This is a genomic window from Mycoplasmopsis bovigenitalium (assembly GCF_900660525.1).
Classification (GTDB): Bacteria; Bacillota_I; Bacilli_A; order Mycoplasmatales; family Metamycoplasmataceae; genus Mycoplasmopsis; species Mycoplasmopsis bovigenitalium.
In genome coordinates, this window is the sequence record NZ_LR214970.1 from 137,570 (window position 1) to 154,617 (window position 17,048).

The 17,048-nt window shown below is 28.6% G+C and carries 16 protein-coding genes; 8 read left to right on the forward strand and 8 right to left on the reverse strand.

The annotated features are described in order from the left end of the window. The first annotated feature begins 210 nt into the window (after positions 1 to 210). Genes EXC34_RS00655 through EXC34_RS00675 form a run of 5 tightly spaced genes read left to right on the forward strand, consistent with a single transcriptional unit; the run spans position 211 to position 4,836 of the window. Positions 211 to 1,368, forward strand: coding sequence for an aminotransferase class V-fold PLP-dependent enzyme (locus tag EXC34_RS00655; RefSeq protein ID WP_129687480.1), 1,158 nt, complete (start codon positions 211 to 213; stop codon positions 1,366 to 1,368). Continuing rightward, positions 1,358 to 1,780, forward strand: coding sequence for an iron-sulfur cluster assembly scaffold protein (locus EXC34_RS00660; protein ID WP_165001204.1), 423 nt, complete (start codon positions 1,358 to 1,360; stop codon positions 1,778 to 1,780). The genes EXC34_RS00655 and EXC34_RS00660 overlap by 11 nt, the downstream gene beginning before the upstream one ends. Then, positions 1,773 to 3,008: a Y-family DNA polymerase gene (locus EXC34_RS00665; protein ID WP_129687482.1), complete on the forward strand. Its 1,236-nt coding sequence runs from the start codon at positions 1,773 to 1,775 to the stop codon at positions 3,006 to 3,008. Before EXC34_RS00660 ends, EXC34_RS00665 begins: the two co-directional genes overlap by 8 nt. A 3-nt stretch (positions 3,009 to 3,011) precedes the next feature. Beyond that, entirely contained in the window at positions 3,012 to 4,106 is a 1,095-nt protein-coding gene (locus tag EXC34_RS00670) for a nicotinate-nucleotide adenylyltransferase (protein ID WP_129687483.1), read from the forward strand. A gap of 1 nt (position 4,107) precedes the next feature. Then, entirely contained in the window at positions 4,108 to 4,836 is a 729-nt protein-coding gene (locus EXC34_RS00675; RefSeq protein ID WP_129687484.1) for a pseudouridine synthase, read from the forward strand. A gap of 10 nt (positions 4,837 to 4,846) precedes the next feature. On the opposite strand, the gene EXC34_RS00680 is transcribed toward EXC34_RS00675, so the two are convergent. After that, complete coding sequence (locus tag EXC34_RS00680; RefSeq protein ID WP_129687485.1) at positions 4,847 to 5,764, reverse strand: DHH family phosphoesterase; 918 nt, start codon at positions 5,762 to 5,764, stop codon at positions 4,847 to 4,849. Between the two features lie 243 nt (positions 5,765 to 6,007). Here EXC34_RS00680 and rplJ point away from each other — a divergent pair, with 243 nt between their 5' ends. The 3 genes from rplJ (at position 6,008) to EXC34_RS00695 (ending at position 8,902) form a co-directional block, all read left to right on the forward strand. Then, complete coding sequence (rplJ, locus tag EXC34_RS00685; protein WP_129687486.1) at positions 6,008 to 6,511, forward strand: 50S ribosomal protein L10; 504 nt, start codon at positions 6,008 to 6,010, stop codon at positions 6,509 to 6,511. Between the two features lie 34 nt (positions 6,512 to 6,545). Beyond that, the gene (rplL, locus tag EXC34_RS00690) at positions 6,546 to 6,917 is read left to right on the forward strand and encodes a 50S ribosomal protein L7/L12 (protein WP_004420340.1); all 372 of its coding nucleotides are present in this window, start codon (positions 6,546 to 6,548) and stop codon (positions 6,915 to 6,917) included. Positions 6,918 to 7,003: 86 nt separating this feature from the next. Next, complete coding sequence (locus EXC34_RS00695) at positions 7,004 to 8,902, forward strand: transglutaminase domain-containing protein (protein WP_129687487.1); 1,899 nt, start codon at positions 7,004 to 7,006, stop codon at positions 8,900 to 8,902. A gap of 17 nt (positions 8,903 to 8,919) precedes the next feature. On the opposite strand, the gene EXC34_RS00700 is transcribed toward EXC34_RS00695, so the two are convergent. From EXC34_RS00700 to EXC34_RS00730, 7 genes are all read right to left on the reverse strand, one after another. Further along, complete coding sequence (locus tag EXC34_RS00700) at positions 8,920 to 10,530, reverse strand: ABC-F family ATP-binding cassette domain-containing protein (RefSeq protein ID WP_129687488.1); 1,611 nt, start codon at positions 10,528 to 10,530, stop codon at positions 8,920 to 8,922. A gap of 146 nt (positions 10,531 to 10,676) precedes the next feature. Further along, the gene (locus tag EXC34_RS00705) at positions 10,677 to 11,789 is read right to left on the reverse strand and encodes a DNA-methyltransferase (protein ID WP_129687489.1); all 1,113 of its coding nucleotides are present in this window, start codon (positions 11,787 to 11,789) and stop codon (positions 10,677 to 10,679) included. Positions 11,790 to 11,799: 10 nt separating this feature from the next. Beyond that, complete coding sequence (locus EXC34_RS00710) at positions 11,800 to 12,618, reverse strand: HpyAIV family type II restriction enzyme (RefSeq protein WP_129687490.1); 819 nt, start codon at positions 12,616 to 12,618, stop codon at positions 11,800 to 11,802. A 342-nt stretch (positions 12,619 to 12,960) separates the two neighbouring features. Continuing rightward, positions 12,961 to 13,698 carry a YebC/PmpR family DNA-binding transcriptional regulator gene (locus EXC34_RS00715; protein WP_129687491.1) on the reverse strand — a complete coding sequence of 246 codons (738 nt, stop codon included), beginning with the start codon at positions 13,696 to 13,698 and terminating at the stop codon, positions 12,961 to 12,963. After that, entirely contained in the window at positions 13,698 to 14,504 is an 807-nt protein-coding gene (nadE, locus tag EXC34_RS00720) for an NAD(+) synthase (protein ID WP_318025047.1), read from the reverse strand. The genes EXC34_RS00715 and nadE overlap by 1 nt, the downstream gene beginning before the upstream one ends. Positions 14,505 to 14,509: 5 nt before the next feature. Continuing rightward, complete coding sequence (locus EXC34_RS00725; protein WP_129687493.1) at positions 14,510 to 15,430, reverse strand: HpyAIV family type II restriction enzyme; 921 nt, start codon at positions 15,428 to 15,430, stop codon at positions 14,510 to 14,512. A gap of 80 nt (positions 15,431 to 15,510) precedes the next feature. Next, positions 15,511 to 16,950, reverse strand: a complete 1,440-nt coding sequence (locus tag EXC34_RS00730; protein WP_129687494.1) for a DUF2179 domain-containing protein — start codon at positions 16,948 to 16,950, stop codon at positions 15,511 to 15,513. Positions 16,951 to 17,048: the final 98 nt, after the last annotated feature.

Below are 17,048 nucleotides of genomic sequence, written 5' to 3' on the forward strand. Positions count from 1 at the left end.
TTCTCCTCAATTTTTACTTTAGCAATGCTAAATCGTTAACGGGATTTTTTTACTGGATTTTTATTCGTCGAACCGAATATTATATCGTTTGAGCGACACAGCTCAATCGGTATAAATTAACTATACAATAAAATATTAAATATAGAAGAAGAAAATTGAATTTTTTTTGCAAATAAATGGCAGTTTTCAATTTTGCAATAAAATTAAGTTATGAAACACCTTCGCAATCAATTTCCAATGGCTAAAAAAATTGTTTATTTAGACAGTGCTGCACTGGTTTTAAAGCCAAATGATGCAATTAAAGCGGTGAATAATTTTTATAAAAATTACTCAGTAAGTGTTAGAACATCTAATTCGCCACTTGGAATAAAAAATGATTTACTAATTAAAAATCTTCGTCAAAAAGTTTCGAAACTTTTATTGACAAATTTAGAGGAAACATCAATAATTTTTACAAGCGGAACTACAGCTTCTTTAAATAATTTCGCCCAAATGTATTCAAATTCTATTGAAAAAGGTGATGAGATTTTATTATCTGCACATAATCATTCTTCAAACTTTATTCCTTGAATAGAAGTTGCTAAATTAAAAAATGCAACAATAAAAGTTTCGCAAAATATCATTGAGGATATTAATAAAAATACGAAAATTATTGCACTTAGCCAAATAACAAATAATTTTCATATCGATTTTGATTTAAATGAAATTTATGCAAAAGCTCAAAAATATAATGCCATTGTTGTAAATGACGCTGCACAAGCGATAGTTAATGAACAAGTGTCGATGCAAAATGCTGATGTTGTTGCGTTTAGCGCAAATAAATTTTATGGGCCTACGGGAGTTGGGGTTTTAGCAGTCAAAAATAATTTACTTAAAAAACTATCTCCTAATATTTATGGCGGTGGTTCAGTTTTAGGGATTGCTAAAGATTGTAATTGAATCCAAAACAACTCTATTGAAGGATTTGAACCTGGCACTGCAAACTTTGCTGGTTTACATATGTTTGATGCAGCTTTAACATTTTTTAATCAAAATATTGGTTATGAAAAGACAAATAAAATAATTAGAGATTTGTCTAATTACACTCATAAAATATTGAAAAAAGTAAAAAATATTGAAGTGTATTCTAAACCAGGCGATCACATTGTTTTATTTAATATTAAGCAGCATGATTCACACGATGTTGCGCATTATTTAGGTACTCAAAATATTTATGTTCGCTCCGGTGTTTTCTGTGCTCATTATTTAAAAAATATATATAATGAGAATTCGTATGTAAGAGTATCTTTAGGAATATATAATAATAAAAAAGATATCAAAAGACTTGTTGAAGCTTTAAATAATGGAGGTGATTTCATTGTCATATAATCAAAATCAAAGAAGAGAAATTATAATGTCTCATTATGTGAATCCAATTAACAAAAAAGAATTAAATGGGGAATATTTTGAAAAACATGGTCAAGCCTGCGCTGATTATTTGAAATTTAATTTTTCAATAAAGGATGATAAAGTTGTTGACTTATTTTTCGAAGGCAAGGGTTGTGCATTTATGATTGCTTCAACCGACATATTCATCGAGTTAGTGAATGGTAGAAAAATTTCCGAAATCATTGAAATAATAAACGTTTATGAAAATTTTTTAAGTAATGGCGGAGATGATAAAATTGAAGAAAAATTAGGTAAATTATCTATTTTTAAAAATGTATTAGACCATCCGAACCGCTTTTATTGTGCAACTATGATGTCAAGCGTTTTAAAAGAAAAGATTGTTAATGAGTAAAATAATTTTTCATATTGATTTTGATTCATACTTCGCAAGCGCGCACAGAGTTTTAAATCCTCAATATGACGGAAAACCAATTGCAATTAGTAATAAAAAATTAAAAAGATCTATTGCCTCTTCAATCAGTTATGAATTAAAAAATAAGGGAGCTAAAACAGGTTGGCCTATTTATAAGATATTAGAAGTTGAGCCAAACACAATATTTATTGAACCCAATTTTGATCTTTATATAAATTTATCTAACAAAATATTCGATTTTTTGGCGGAAAATTATTCAAAAAATATCGAAGTATATTCAATTGACGAATGCTGAATGGATGTTAGTGATATTTGCAATGAAGATAATGCGGTTTTACTTGCTAAAAAAATGCAATTAGAAATTAAAAATAAGTTTAGAATACCAATATCAATTGGAATTTCACATAACAAATTTATGGCCAAAATGACAACAGGTTTGGCAAAACCTTTTGGAATTATGTACACAAAATTCAATGATATACCAACCAAAATTTGACCTTTGGATATAAGCGAATATTTCGGAATAGGAAAATCAACCGCTCGAAAACTTAAAGATATCGGCATAACTACCATTGGAAAACTGGCATCATCAAATAAATTTGACCATGATTTATTCAATATTTGAAGATCTCAAACTATTTTTTTTATAAACCAGTCGCGAGGCATAAGTTCAGATAATTTAAATTATGAACACAATGACTTAAAATCAATTTCTAACGAGTTAACTTTTATGTCAATTGATCTTGACGAGCGAGACCAAATTTACAAAATTATCTATAATTTGTGTCAAAAAGTTGCATTAAGAGCCTACAATCGCAATGCATTAGGATATGTTATTACTGTTTCAGTTCGCTCAACAAATAGAGTTTGAACAAGAAAACAAATAACACTTGATTATCCAACAAATGATTTAAATTTTATTTATGAAAAAGCTAGAATTCTTTTTAATCAATTATTTAATGAAGAATATATACGTGGAGTTGGGGTTAAACTTTCAAGACTTGTAAATGAGTTTGATGTTTCTAAAAAAATTAGCTTATTTGAAGATGAAAATATTGACAATTCTAATAAATTAAAAAATATAATAAAAGATATAAATTCAAAAATGAATAAAAAAGTTATTAAAACTGGTGATGAATTTGTTAGAAATAAAACTAAGGAAAACATTCAAAATAGATATCTTAGCGAAGATATGAAAAAGGGGTAAAAAATGAGAATAGCTTTGTTTGGGGGTAGCTTTAATCCAATTCATAATGGCCATATAAAAATTGCCCAATTTGCCTATAATGAATTGAAATTAGACAAATTAATATTTATTCCAGCAGCAACAAACCCATTTAAAAAGAAGCAAAAAAATGAATCATCAGAGCACAGAATAAATATGATTAAATTAGCAATAAGTAGTTGTGGTGAAAATTTTGAAGTTTCGGAATTCGAAACAAAAAAAGGTGGAATCAGCTACACTTATGAAACAATTAGATATTTTAAAAACAAACATCCTAAAGATGAATTATTCTTTATCTTAGGTTCTGATTGTTTACCTACGTTGCATAAGTGAGAATTCATCGAAGAAATGACACAATCTGCACAGTTTGTTGCATTTAAGCGTTCAACTAAAATCGATAAAAATAATGTTAAAAAATTTAAAATTTTAACCTTAAAAAACCCAATTTATGAAGAATCTTCAACATCAGTTAGAAGAGGAAATTTAAGTTACACTAATGAAAATGTTAATAAATATATTGGTGAAAATAAACTTTATGCAAAAGAAATAATACACTCGATTTTAAGTGCTTTAAGAGCAAAACATTCTGTTGCTGCTGCTGAATTTGCTGGAAAACTTGCAAAAGTGCATGGACTGAGCTATAATCAAGGATATTATGCTGGTTTATTTCATGATATTTGTAAGGAAGTTCCTGAAGAAAATGCAAGGGAATTTATCAGTAGTTTTGGTCTAAACGGGTTTGATAAACAAATCTATCCTCGTCATAAACTTCATCAAGTGTGTGGTTCACTATGGGTTGAACACATTTATAGGATCAATGATCTAGATATAATTCAAGCAATCAAAGTTCATACAACACTAGATCTTAATTTGACTGTCTTGGATAAAATTTTATTTATTGCAGATAAAATTTGTGATGGCAGAGCTTTTAAAGGTGTTCAAAAGTTGAGAAAACTTTGTCTTGAAGACCTTGAATTAGGGTTTAAAGAAGTTGTTAAAACTAACTACGAATATAATTTAGATAAAGGTGTTGTTTTTGACGAAAATCAATTAGAAATATATAAAAAATGGATGAATTAGTATGGTAAATGAAAGAATTCAAAAATTAATAGCGCAATCTGGCAAATACTCTCGAAGAGAAGCTGAAAAATTGATTGAAAATGGCAAGGTTAGAGTGAATGGAAAGGTTGCACAACTTGGAGATAAAGCAACTATAAACGATGCAATTTATGTCAATAATAAAAAAATAGATTTAGTGAATAATAAATTAGTTTACTATGTTCTAAATAAACCAAAAAAAACAATAACTAGCCTTAAAGACCAATTTAATCGTCAAACCGTTGTTGATTTAGTGCCTAATGATTATAGAGTTGTTCCAGTTGGCAGACTAGATTACAATACAACTGGTACCTTGATTTTAACTAATGATTTAGAAATTGTTAATAAACTAACTCATCCAAAGTATGAAATTCCTAGAACATATCGTGCAAGAATTGATGAACCTCTAACACTAAAACAATTTAACCAATTGAATTCAGGAATAGTTGTAAACGGTAAAATATCAAATCAAATAGTTGACCAAATAGAAAACAAAAGTTACCTTGTTACATTGAATGTCGGTTCATACCATCATGTTAAAAAACTTTTTGAAGCATTAGGTAGAAAAGTAATAAATCTTAAAAGAGTTAGTTATGCTAATATAAATGTAGAGACAATGCCAGAAGGCACTTACCGAGACTTAACATTTAAAGAATTAAAAGACCTAAAAAATATAATTAGGTTACAAGAAGAAAAGTTATCAAAAAAATAAAGCGATTGCTTTATTTTTTTGCGTTAATTATCTCAAGAACATTTTTTACTTCTTCAATTGAATTTAGAATAAATCCGGAAGAATTATGGTGCCCACCTCCGCCAAATATTTTAGCAATTTCATTGACATCAAAGCTTGATGTTGACCTAATTGAACAACGGTATAATCCTCTTTTATCTTTAAGAACAGCTAAATTAACTTCTGAATTTGATATATTTAAAAATTGATTAACTAAAGGTCTTACTATATCATTTGAAATGATTTTTTCACTAATAATGTAACTTACAATTCCCTCAGTTTTAATTGTTGAAATAGTATTATGGATTATTTGCTTTTCTTCGTTATTTAATTTAATGCTGTTAATTGCTTTTTTATAATCAACACCTTTTGTCATAATTCAGGACATAACATCAAATGTTTTTGAACTTATATTTCGCTCAGTGAAATTATTTGTGTCTGTTAATATTGCAATGGTCATGGCTTGTAAAGCTAATTGATTAACTTTTAAATTTAACTCAATAACCATTTCTGCCAACAATTGACCAGTGGCGGGCCAATAATCACCTCCAATCCCAAACATAAATTGGTCTTCCTCAGGGTGATGATCAAATTTTAATGAATGAATAGGTTCAACTCTTTGATCGAAAACTCGTTTTTTATTGCAAGTATCAACCACAATTTTTAATGATTTATCAAAAAAATCTTTATCCACTAAGTCCAATTTATTTGGGAATAAAAATTCAAGATTCCGCGGACAATCCCCTCCTGATATTTCCACTTGTTTTGTTTTTTTGCTATTTAGTAAAATTATTTCCCTTAGCGCAATCGACGATCCAATAGTATCGCCATCTGGGTTTTTGTGAGTGAGCAATGTTATATATTCATTTTCAAGTATGTATTGTCAAAATTGAGTAAATTTTTGTTTCATATAATAATTATAAATTAAGTATTTTGAATTAATTTTTTTATTTATTTTCCCAATTCAATAGTAAAGTCTATTCAAAAAAATATTTTTTTATAAATATATAAATATTTATCTTAGTTTATAATTTCTTATGCAATACATAAAGACAGTAACTGTGAAAGCTTAATTTGTTACCGAGTGTATATTCTACATTGTCATTTAATCATTAGGTATTGCATTATTAATTATGAAAGGGGGGACACCTTTATGCAATTTAAAGAATCAAAATTTAAATTAGCTAAAAAAGAACTAAGCAAAGAAATAGCTTCTAAGTTATCAAAAGCTAAAGCACTTGTTGTTGCTGAGTATCGTGGTTTAACAGTTCAAGATTTAACACAATTACGTGTTGAAGCTAAAAAAGTTGGCATCGAACTAGTTGTTTTCAAAAACCGTATTGTTAAGTATGCGCTTGAAGGCACAGGTTATGAAGCACTAGCTGACCACTTAGTAGGACCAAACATTTTTGCATTTAGCAACGAAGATGAGTTAGCTGCTGCTAAAGTTCTACACAAATTTGCTAAAACAAATAAATTATTAGTATTAAAAGCTGGTATCTTTGAAGGCAAAGTTATTGATGCTAAAGGAGTTGCTGAGGTTGCTACTTTACCAAACTATGAAGAAGCACTTGGAATTCTTGCACGTTCACTTATCGCGCCTTTACAACAACTATCCCTTTCTTTAAAACTTTACAGTGAAAAAGAAAGTGAATAATTAATTTAAATTAATAATTGAAAGGAAAAATATTATGGCTAAATTAGAAAAAGACACATTTATTTCTGCTTTAAAAGAAATGTCAATTAAAGAAGTTATGGAATTAGTTGAAGCAATGAAAGAAGAATTTGGAATTGACCCATCAGCTGTTGCTGTTGCCGCTGCTCCTGCTGCTGCTGAAGCTTCTGAAGAAAAATCAACTGTAAACGTTGTTATTACAGCTGACAATGGTAAAAAATTAGCTATTGTTAAAGTTGTTAAAGAAACTTTAGGATTAGCTCTAATGGATGCAAACAAATTAGTTTCTGCACTTCCAGCAACTGTTAAAGAAAATGTTTCAAAAAACGAAGCTGAAGAACTTAAAGCAAAACTAACTGAAGCTGGTGCTACAGTAGAATTCAAATAATTTCATTATCAATAATCAATCTCGCTTGTCGAGATTTTTATTTTTTAAAATATTGATTTTAATTTTATTTCTATAAAATAAATAATATGAAAAAAACAAAAATATTTATACCCTTGGCTACAATAATTTCTGGATTAAGCATTATTTCTGCGATGAGTTGCCAAAACACTAAAAAAGAGCCTGATAAGGTTGGGAATAGTTTGCAAAATAGCGACGACCAAAACAATCCTAATCAAAAATTTGGTTCAGGTAAAAAACAAGATCCAACTAGTCAAGAAATTGAAAAATTTAAAAAAGAAATAGTAATAAGAAATAACTTTTTTAATGAAATCAGAACTCTAAAAAGTGAACTTGTTAATGAAAATGCAAAATATAAATATGAAATTATATTTGACCAAATTGATTCATTTTTAGAGCAAAATAGTACGTTTACTCAATCTCAATATAAAGAATTGATTGAGTCAAACACCAAGTTAAAAAACGATTTAGAAAATATTAAAAAAGAAGCATCAAAACTTAAAAAAGCTGAAGATGTAAAACCTTTATATTACAAATCAGAAACTAGCGTAGATTCTAATAATTCAAAAGGTAAAAATCAAACAAATGAGCCTGATTATCCAGAATTAGATGCAATAAAAAATAGTTTAAAAAATAATAAACAAAATTCTAAAAATGAAAATAATACTGTATTAAATCTACAAGTTGAAAATTTTTTAAATATTGTTGGCCCTAAAAATTTAAATGTTTATAAAGATGATAGTTACTCAGCAAAACAAATGAATGAAATTGCCCAATTCGTATTAAATTTAATTGAAAAAGAAAAAACAAGTTCAACAATTAATAAGATAAAGCGAATATATGATTGAATAACTTCGACCATAAAATATGCAACCGGGAATCAAAAACAATATATAAATCCATATGATGTATTTATACATAAGGTTGCGGTTTGTGGTGGGATTAGCTCATTATATAAAGCAATGTTAGATGTTATTGGTGTTAAAAGTGTTATGGTTACAGGATGATCATCTGCGGGTGCTCATCAATGAGTTATGTTTTATAATGAAGAAAAATCTGAGTGGGTACACTCAGATGCAACTTGAGGAATCGTTAATAGTAATTACTTTATGAAATCAAGCTCAGAAATATCAAATGATCATCGAGCTGATGAAGTATTGCAAACTACGTTTAAAGAAGGACAAATTCTATACAAATATTGACATGGTTTATCTGTACTAGGTCTTAGTGATAATAACCAAAGCAAGTTAGAAATTCCAGCAAATGTCAAAAATATGCCAGTTAAGTCAATAAGCATCAATGTTTATTCAAATAAAAATATGACTCATTTACATATTGGCAAGAACATCGAAAAAATTGATTTTGAAATTGCACCAAAGTTTTTACAAACCTATACAGTGTCTGACGAAAATAAACATTTTACAGCGAAAGACGGAATTTTATATACAAAAGACTATTCAAAATTAATCTCTACGCCAATGTCTAATCCGGTTAAAAGTTTAATTTTGCCAAAAGAATTAAGCAATATTGTTGATGGCAAAAATTCATTCTCTGCACCAATGTTAGAAAAAATAATAGTGGAACCCGGTAATTATTGGTTTGCTTCTTATAAAGGTGTTCTTTACAATAACGATTTTTCAAAATTAATAACTGTTCAAGGTGGTAAATCAAAAGTTATTGTTCATCATAATGTTAAATTTAACGGTAATGAATTTTCATCGAAACCAAACTTAAGGGAAGTAGTTTTAGAAGAAGGGATAACAGAGTTAGTTGACTTTACATTTAATGGATTGAGTGGTCTAAAAACTGTTTATATACCAAAAAGTATTGAAAAAATCGCGGAATATGCATTCAATAATTTAAGTCAAAAAATTACATTAGTTGTTCCTTATGAAAACAAATTAGTGAAAGAATATGCCTTGAAAAAGAATTTTAACTATGTGGTTCAAAAAAACATGGGAGTTTAGCCCATGTTTTTTTGCAATTAATAATTCATAATTTTTTCATATTCATCAAGAGTGCCATGGTAGATAAAACTTTTATCTGGTGCAATTTCTAGAATTACATTAGCTACTTGATTTACTAGCGCACGGTTATAAGTTGTAAAAATCGCTCCGCCTCTATATGATTTTAGACCTGAAATTAGTGAGTCAATACTTTCAGCATCTAAGTGGTCTAAAGGTTGGTCTAAAACTAAAAAGTTTGCCTCTAAAAGCATCATTCTTGAAAACATTAATCTTGCTTTTTCTCCACCCGAAGTAACCGCTACTTTTTTGAATACTGAATCATTTGAAAATAACATTCTACCTAAAAAACCACGCATTCTTTGATCAGAAACATCTCTAGTTTCTTCGGTTGAATTTTCTAATGGTCATTTTGAAATTCATTCAAGAATTGTTAAATCTTCTGTAAAGTATTTTTTATTATCATTTGGATAGTAAGTGTGTTTGATTGTTTGGCCTCATTTTACGGTTCCAGAAGTTGGCTGTTTTAACCCAAGCAAACATTCTAAAAATCTAGTTTTGGCAATGTCATCCTCACCGATAAGAACCATTTTTTCGCCTTTTGATAGGGAAAATGATACATTTTGGAACATTATTTTCCCGTTTTCTTCATATGTTAAACCTTCTACTTCAATGATATCTTTGCCAGGTTCTCTGTTAATATCTCAATTAATGTATGGGTATTTACGGTTCGAAGGTTTAATTTCATCTAGAGTTATTTTTTCAAGAGATTTTTTACGCGAAGTTGCTTGTCTTGATTTTGAGGCGTTGGCACTAAAACGAGCAATAAATTGTTTTAGTTTTTCAATTTGCACTTCTTTTTTAGCGTTAGATTGCTTCATAAGTTCAAGAGCAAGTTGGCTAGATTCTTTTCAGAAAGTATAGTTTCCGGTATAAATTTTAGCTTCATTATAATCAATATCAACAATGTGAGTACAAATATTGTCTAAAAAGTCACTATCGTGGCTAACTACAATAACAACATTTTGGTAGTCTGCTAAAAAATTCTCTAATCATTTAATTGAGCGCAAGTCTAAGTGGTTTGTTGGCTCGTCCATGATTAAAATGTCAGGATTTCCAAACAAAGCTTTTGCCAAAAGAACCTTAATTTTTTGATTGGCTGTCAATTGATTCATTGGTAAATCTCATTTGTCTTTTGGTATTTGTAGTCCAGATAAAAGTTCTTGAGCATCATTTTCGGCTGTTCATCCACCAAGTTCACCAAATTTTTCTTCAAGTTCGCCAGCACGAGTGTAGTCTTCCATTGTTGCGTCTGGGTTTGCATAAATAGCATCTTTTTCTGCTTTAATTTTGTATAAATCTGTGTTGCCCATTACCACAACCTCGGTAACAATAAGGTCATCAAATGTATTGTGGTCTTGACTTAAAACGCTTAAACGTCTATTTTTTTCAATAATAATTTGGCCACTTGTAGCTTCAATTTCCCCTGCTAAAATTTTTAAAAATGTTGATTTTCCAGCACCATTAGCCCCAATAATTCCATAAGTATTACCTTCAGTGAATTTTAAATTTACATTTTCAAAAAGTTTTTTATCACTAAATACTTTACATAAGTTTTGAACTTCCAACATAAGACCTCCTATAAATATTTTGTATTATACCAAAATAATGCAAAATTTGAGACTGCGTGTCTATATTAAACGCTACCATCTAAGTTTATAAACAACATAAAAAATGTCAACGGAATGTTGACACATTTTGCAAAATTTTCTTAATTTTATTCAAAACCTAAAACATCTCTTCGATAGTTTTCTCTAATTTCTTTGATTGATACTTTTTGATTATCTCTAATAACAAACCAATAGTCAAATCCATTCAGTCTATTAGCATTTTTATTTGATATTTTTGCAGCAGCACTATGAATGTCAGTTATTTCGCCATTATTAAGTATAACTTTACCATCTTTATTCAGCATTACCTCGCCTTTTTCATCATCTTTAAAATATAAATATTCATTGACAATAAAATATTTGGCGTTAATCATCTCTTTTAATGTTGTTTTTGGTGGTTTTTTATCATATACTGCTTTTTCAATATTGCCAATTTGAATTAGAGTTTCATCAATTCTTTTTTGTCCGTAGTAGCAATATTTAGGATCTTTTTCAATCATTATATAGTTTCGGCCTGTCATTTTTGCTACTTTGCCCGTAGTCATTGTGCCCCCAAATGGGTCCAAAACAATATCACCAATATTTGAGGAAATGTTTATTATTCTGTATAGTAATTCCTCTGGTTTTTGAGTATTGTGAAGTTTATTTCCTTCACGGTCTTTAACTCTTTCATTTCCGCTTGCAACTGAAAAATGTCATACAGAGCCTAATTGTTTACGGTCGCCTTTGTCGAAATCTTTGACATTAATATTAAGCTCTTTTGCTGTTTTGTAATTAAAAGTGTATTTAGATTTTTCACTTTTTGTAGCCCAAATTAATGTTTCATGGCTATTTGTAAGTCTTGTTCCTTTGAAATTGGGGGTTGGATTTGTTTTGTGCCAAATTACATCATTTAAAAATCAAAAGCCAATATCTTGCATTATTGCGCCAATTGTGTAAATACATTGCATACCCCCTATAACCCAAAAAGAACCGTTCTTTTTTAAAACTCTATAGCATGCCTCAAGTCATTTTCTTGTGAATTGGTAATAATCCTCGTTTGACGCAAATTTATCTCACTCATCATTAACGCCTTTAAATTCTGTACCTTCAACACGCAAAAGAGTTCCTGTTGTTCTCATCCAATAAGGAGGGTCGGCAAAGATTAAATCAATACTTTCTTCTGGAATTTTATTTAATTCAGCAATACAATCCCCATTTATTATTAAATTTGTTTTCAATTTATACTCCTTATAGTTTTTTATTTCTTTTTCTTTTGGCACGCTCTAGATTTGACCCAGTTGGAAATAATTCTTTTCTTAAATTATCATATACTTCATCGCTATTGTAATAAAGTTTATCTCATTCACAATCAGGCAGTTTGACAAGTAAGTCAAGAATTTTGTCTGATTTATCAAAATCAGGAATTTCAAAATCAAAATTTGCATTTTCTATTTTATATCGTAATAAGTGTGATCTTATTTCTTGCCACATGTTGGTTATATCTAACCAATCAAAAAAGGTGGCGCCATAGAATAACTTTATATCTTCGTTATTTTTGAAGTATTTTTGTATTTCTGTTGAATAATATTTTTTATTTTTCGTAAAATTATCGTCAATAAATCACAATACTCCTTTGACATTATTTTCAGGATATAATTCTTTAACTGTTTCATATTTTTTTACAAAATTAATAAATTGCCCAACTTTTTTGCTGCTATCGTGATCATCCCTAATTTTTTGTTCAACAACGTACAAGGTATCATTGCATCTAAAAAAATGATCTATTTTAAAAGTTTCCCCATTAATATTTTTTATACTCTTATCTAAAAGTTTAAATTTTTTTGATAAATACTCAGTGATTATTTCTTCTAGGAAATCGCCAAATCGTATTTCTCTACTTTGTGTTATGTTTTGAATTAATTTGGTTTTAATGTTGCTCAATCGAAACAGACCCGTGTATCTATGCGGATACTTAATTATTGAGCCAACAACCTTCTTATATTCCTCATTTACATGTTTTAATTTATTTTCTAATTTATTTAGAAAATCTTCATAAGAAATAAACACACACCCTCCGAACCCTGTATTTAATAATAAGATTTAAATTATTAGTTATATAAATAATATCAAATTAGAAATATGATTTACTAATCATTTTTTAAAAAATAATTCTCCATAAAATATAAAGATAAATTGTTTTTCCTATATTAATCTTAAAATATTAAAAATTGCGAAATGAATTTTAAATTCATATTAAATGTATTAATCATGTAAATAATATATTTCAAGGGAATACTAATATTTATTATAAATAAATGATTTAGTATATTTTGTCTAATTATTAAAGACAATATTTTTTCTTTTTTCAATGTTTTTTAATTGAAAAAAGAAAAATCAACGGCTGTTGATTTAGTCTTCTAATTCAATGTTATGGTAAACCTCTTGAACATCATCATCGTCTTCAAGTCTAGCTATGAATTCTTTTATTTTATTTACTTTGTCAGCTTCTAATTCAACTGTTGAATTTGGGATATATGTCACTTCACATTGTAAAAATTCACTAATTCCTAAGCCAGATTCGATTGCATTTTTAAGTGCTGCAAAATTCTCGGGAGCGCAAAAAATTAAATAAGAATTTTCATCTACATCAATATCTTCTGCGCCATTATCTAAAGCAGTTAATGTTAGAGTATCTTCATCAATTAAATCTTTTGAAATTTCAAGAATTCCTCTTAAATCAAATTGAAAAGGAACTTGACCAGTTTTGCCTAAAACAGCATTTTGGCGATTGAAGTGTGCTGCCATATTTGATTTTGTTCTGTTCATGTTGTCAGAAAGTGTTTTGATTAAGAATGTTGCTCCACCTGTTATTGTTGCATTAAATAATGTTTCGGTAAATGTTGCTCCATCTTTAGCTTCGCCTTTTGCCTTTGCAAGCGCTCTTTCAATGTTCGCTTTGGGCATATTTTTTGATTTTGCTTTAGAAATTGCAAGTTTTAAAGCTGGGTTTGTATCAGGATCTGCGCCACCAGCGCCAGAAGCAACTACAAAAATCTCTTTAAATAACTTTTGAAAAATTTTTCCTCTAGCTCTATCTTGAGCGCCTTTTCTGTGCATAATGTTAGCTGCGTGTGAATGTCCTGCCATTATTTGTCTCCTTTTCTATTTTTAAAATATTGTTCAATTGATTTTGGTTTATATGCTTTATCTCTTTTATGTTGAGAATTCTTATGCAATCTTTCAATTTTTAATTTTATATTAGTTTCCACTAATTCTAAATTATTATTTAAATAATTGTCTAAATCATTATATGTAAATCCTAGCTCATTTTCATCGCTTTGACCTTCTCATAGTCCTGCTGATGGTTTTTTATTTATTATTGATTCAGGAACATTAAGGTGTTTAGCTAACAACTTAACCTCGTTTTTAAGTAATCTACTAATTGGCAAAAAATCAACTCCACCATCGCCATGTTTAGTAAAATATCCAATAAATAATTCATCTTCATTGTCAGTTCCAGCAACTAAATATTTTTTTTCTTGTGCAATAGCATAAAGTGTAGTCATTCTAAGTCTTGGTTTGATATTACTTATCGCCATTTTATCATTAATATTCATTTTACTATTCAATTCGTCAAATGTTGATTTTAAATCTATTGTTAAAAGTTCAAGATTTAAGTTTTTTGATAAAGCTTCAATATCATTAAGGTCAAATTTCATTGAATCAATTGGCATTACTATGCCTAATGTGTTATTTGGGAATGCCTTTTTTGCAAGTGCTGCAACAAGTGCAGAATCTATACCCCCACTTATACCGACTACTACACCTTCACAATTTGCTTTTTTAACCGTATATTCAATTCATTTAGTTAAATAATCAACATATTTTTCAATCTTAAAAATATCGGTTTTTGAATCAATATTTGAATTTAATCTAAGCCCTAATCTCTTCATAATTATTACTCAACCCCAAACTCATCTGATAGTTTTTGATTACGCTCGCGCATAGCCCTAATATAGTTGCAGGATTCTGATTGATTATCAAATACAATGTTCCTTAGGTTTATCATGTCTGGTTCATCTGAACTTAATTTTTCTCAATTCTTAGCACTCATTTCAACCATAAATTCAAAAGTTTCTGGGTCTTTATTTAAGTTTGGCATTTTATAAATATCTTGTATTGAATTATTTTTGAATTTTTTCATGTGTGATTGAATATTATCTCAATCATTTTGCAAGTTAAATAAACCTAAAAATTGCGATCCATATAAAAACATAATATTATTATTTTCTGATTCGTTTTGTTTTGAAAATGAATTGAATACGTCAAAATTTTTTGTATAGAATTCATCTATAAACCAGTAAATAAAATTGATTTGATAGTCTTGATAAGAATTTATAAGTGCATTGTTTCTTTTAGTGATATTTTCAAGTAATTTTGCAAGGGAACTTTTATCAAATGTGTCGCGTTTTCGAGCAAAAACAATATACATTTTTTTGCTTTGTGTGTCAATGAATGCCAAATTAGATCTAAATTTCACTTCCTCGGCTAGTTCTATTATTTGTTCCGCACTCAAATTGGTTTCTGTATCAACTTTTGATTTATCAATAAAAGTTAAATTAAAGCTAGTTTTAATGTGTTCAATTCCGTTTTCCTCAAAACTATTTGTAATTAGAGATTCTGCACATTCAATAATAAATTTGTGAAATTTGTTTTCTTGAGTTCTTAAAAACGACTGGTTCATCTTGGTTAGAGCATCAAATAATTGATATTGTGATTGATAACGATAGGGAGCTTCAATCATTTTTAATAGCAATTTTGGGCCATTGTCTTTATTTAATATTTGGCGTAATTTTAGTTCGAAATTTGTGTAATCCATAGTACCTCAATTTAATAATTTAATTATATTGTATGAAGCAAATTAGCGAATGACAAAACAAAAAAAGTGGTTAACCACTTTTAAAATTTACCACTTGGTATGTATAAATTACCATCTAATGAAGCAACGTTTGAAATTGTAATTAAGGCGTTTTCGTCAACTTCTCTTATTTTCTTAATTAAACGTGGTATTTGTTTGTACAAAGTAATTGATGAAAGAACTTTTGTTCTTGAACCAGAATATCCGCCTTCTCCAATTGTAACTGTAAAGTTGTTGATTGTTTTTTTATCGCCAACAATTGCTTGCTTAATTTTACTCATGTGTGGAGAGTAAACTTTACATTGAACAACTTTAAATCTAGGGAATAATTTGTTAAGCATAACAACAAACACAACATTTGAAATTACAGTTGATAAAAAGTTTGGAGAAAAGTACATTGATGGCTGTCAAGCAACATTTTTAATGCCAATTAAAGTGTCATAAATTTGACCTTGTTGATATTGAGTTAAATCATTTCAACCATTTATTTTTTCAACAAATGGTTTACAAGCTTCTACGCTATTGCCATCAATACCTTTTGTAATGCTTTCTAATAATAATGAACCAGGTAAGTAAGTACCAAAAACAACAGCAATAAGTAAAATAATTATGTTTATTATTCCATTGATTGTTCCGAAGTTTTTGTGTTTAACAACTGACATATATTCGCCAATAATTCCGGTAACACCAGCTGAACCGCCAATAATTGCGATAATTGCAAAGAAGTAAGCTAATAAAAATCCATACACAAAACCAAAAATCATTTGAGCAATAACATTACCTGCATCATTTCAATTTAGGGGAATCAAACTCCACATTTGAGATTTTCCATGTCAAATCTCATTTGAAATATGGTCTTTTAAAATTTTTGGTATATTATTGTGCTCAAAATTACCAATGATATACAATTTTCCAGAACCTGGAATTTGACCTATTGCAAATGAAACTAGAGATGAAACTACTAAAAATAATACAGTCAATAGGGTAAATACTTTACCTGTTTTCTTTCATCCGAATATAAATATTGGAATTGATAAAACAATGTATAAAATTCAGAATAATGCGTGGTCAATTACGTTATATATTTCTGGAGTTATATTTTTATTTTCTCTTAAAAGGACGTTTGTGATTCTTGCAGCTGCTTGACCAAAAGCAGCTGCTCCAAAGTTATATATACCAGGGTTTTTAACTAGAAAAACACCAATGATACCGAATAAAATTGCAAAACCAGAAGTTATCAAACACAATTTTCACATCGGCATAGGAGCATAAAATTTAGATAGTTTTAGTACAAAGTTTGACATTTTTGTGTACTGGTATGTTGTATTTTCTCTTGAAACTGTTTTTGCAACATTTTTGCCAGGTTCTTGGGTAAAAATATCTAAATGAACTTCATTATTTACAACTTCATTTTTTGTAAAATTAGATGAATTATTTTTATCTTGCTTTTTAAATAATTCATCATTTTTGTTTTCTTGCATGATACTCCTTTCTAAATAATGTAAAAAAACACAGCCTTTGAGGCGTTTCATTTATATTATAAATTATTTTAGTTTGCAAATATCAAAAAATAAAAAAT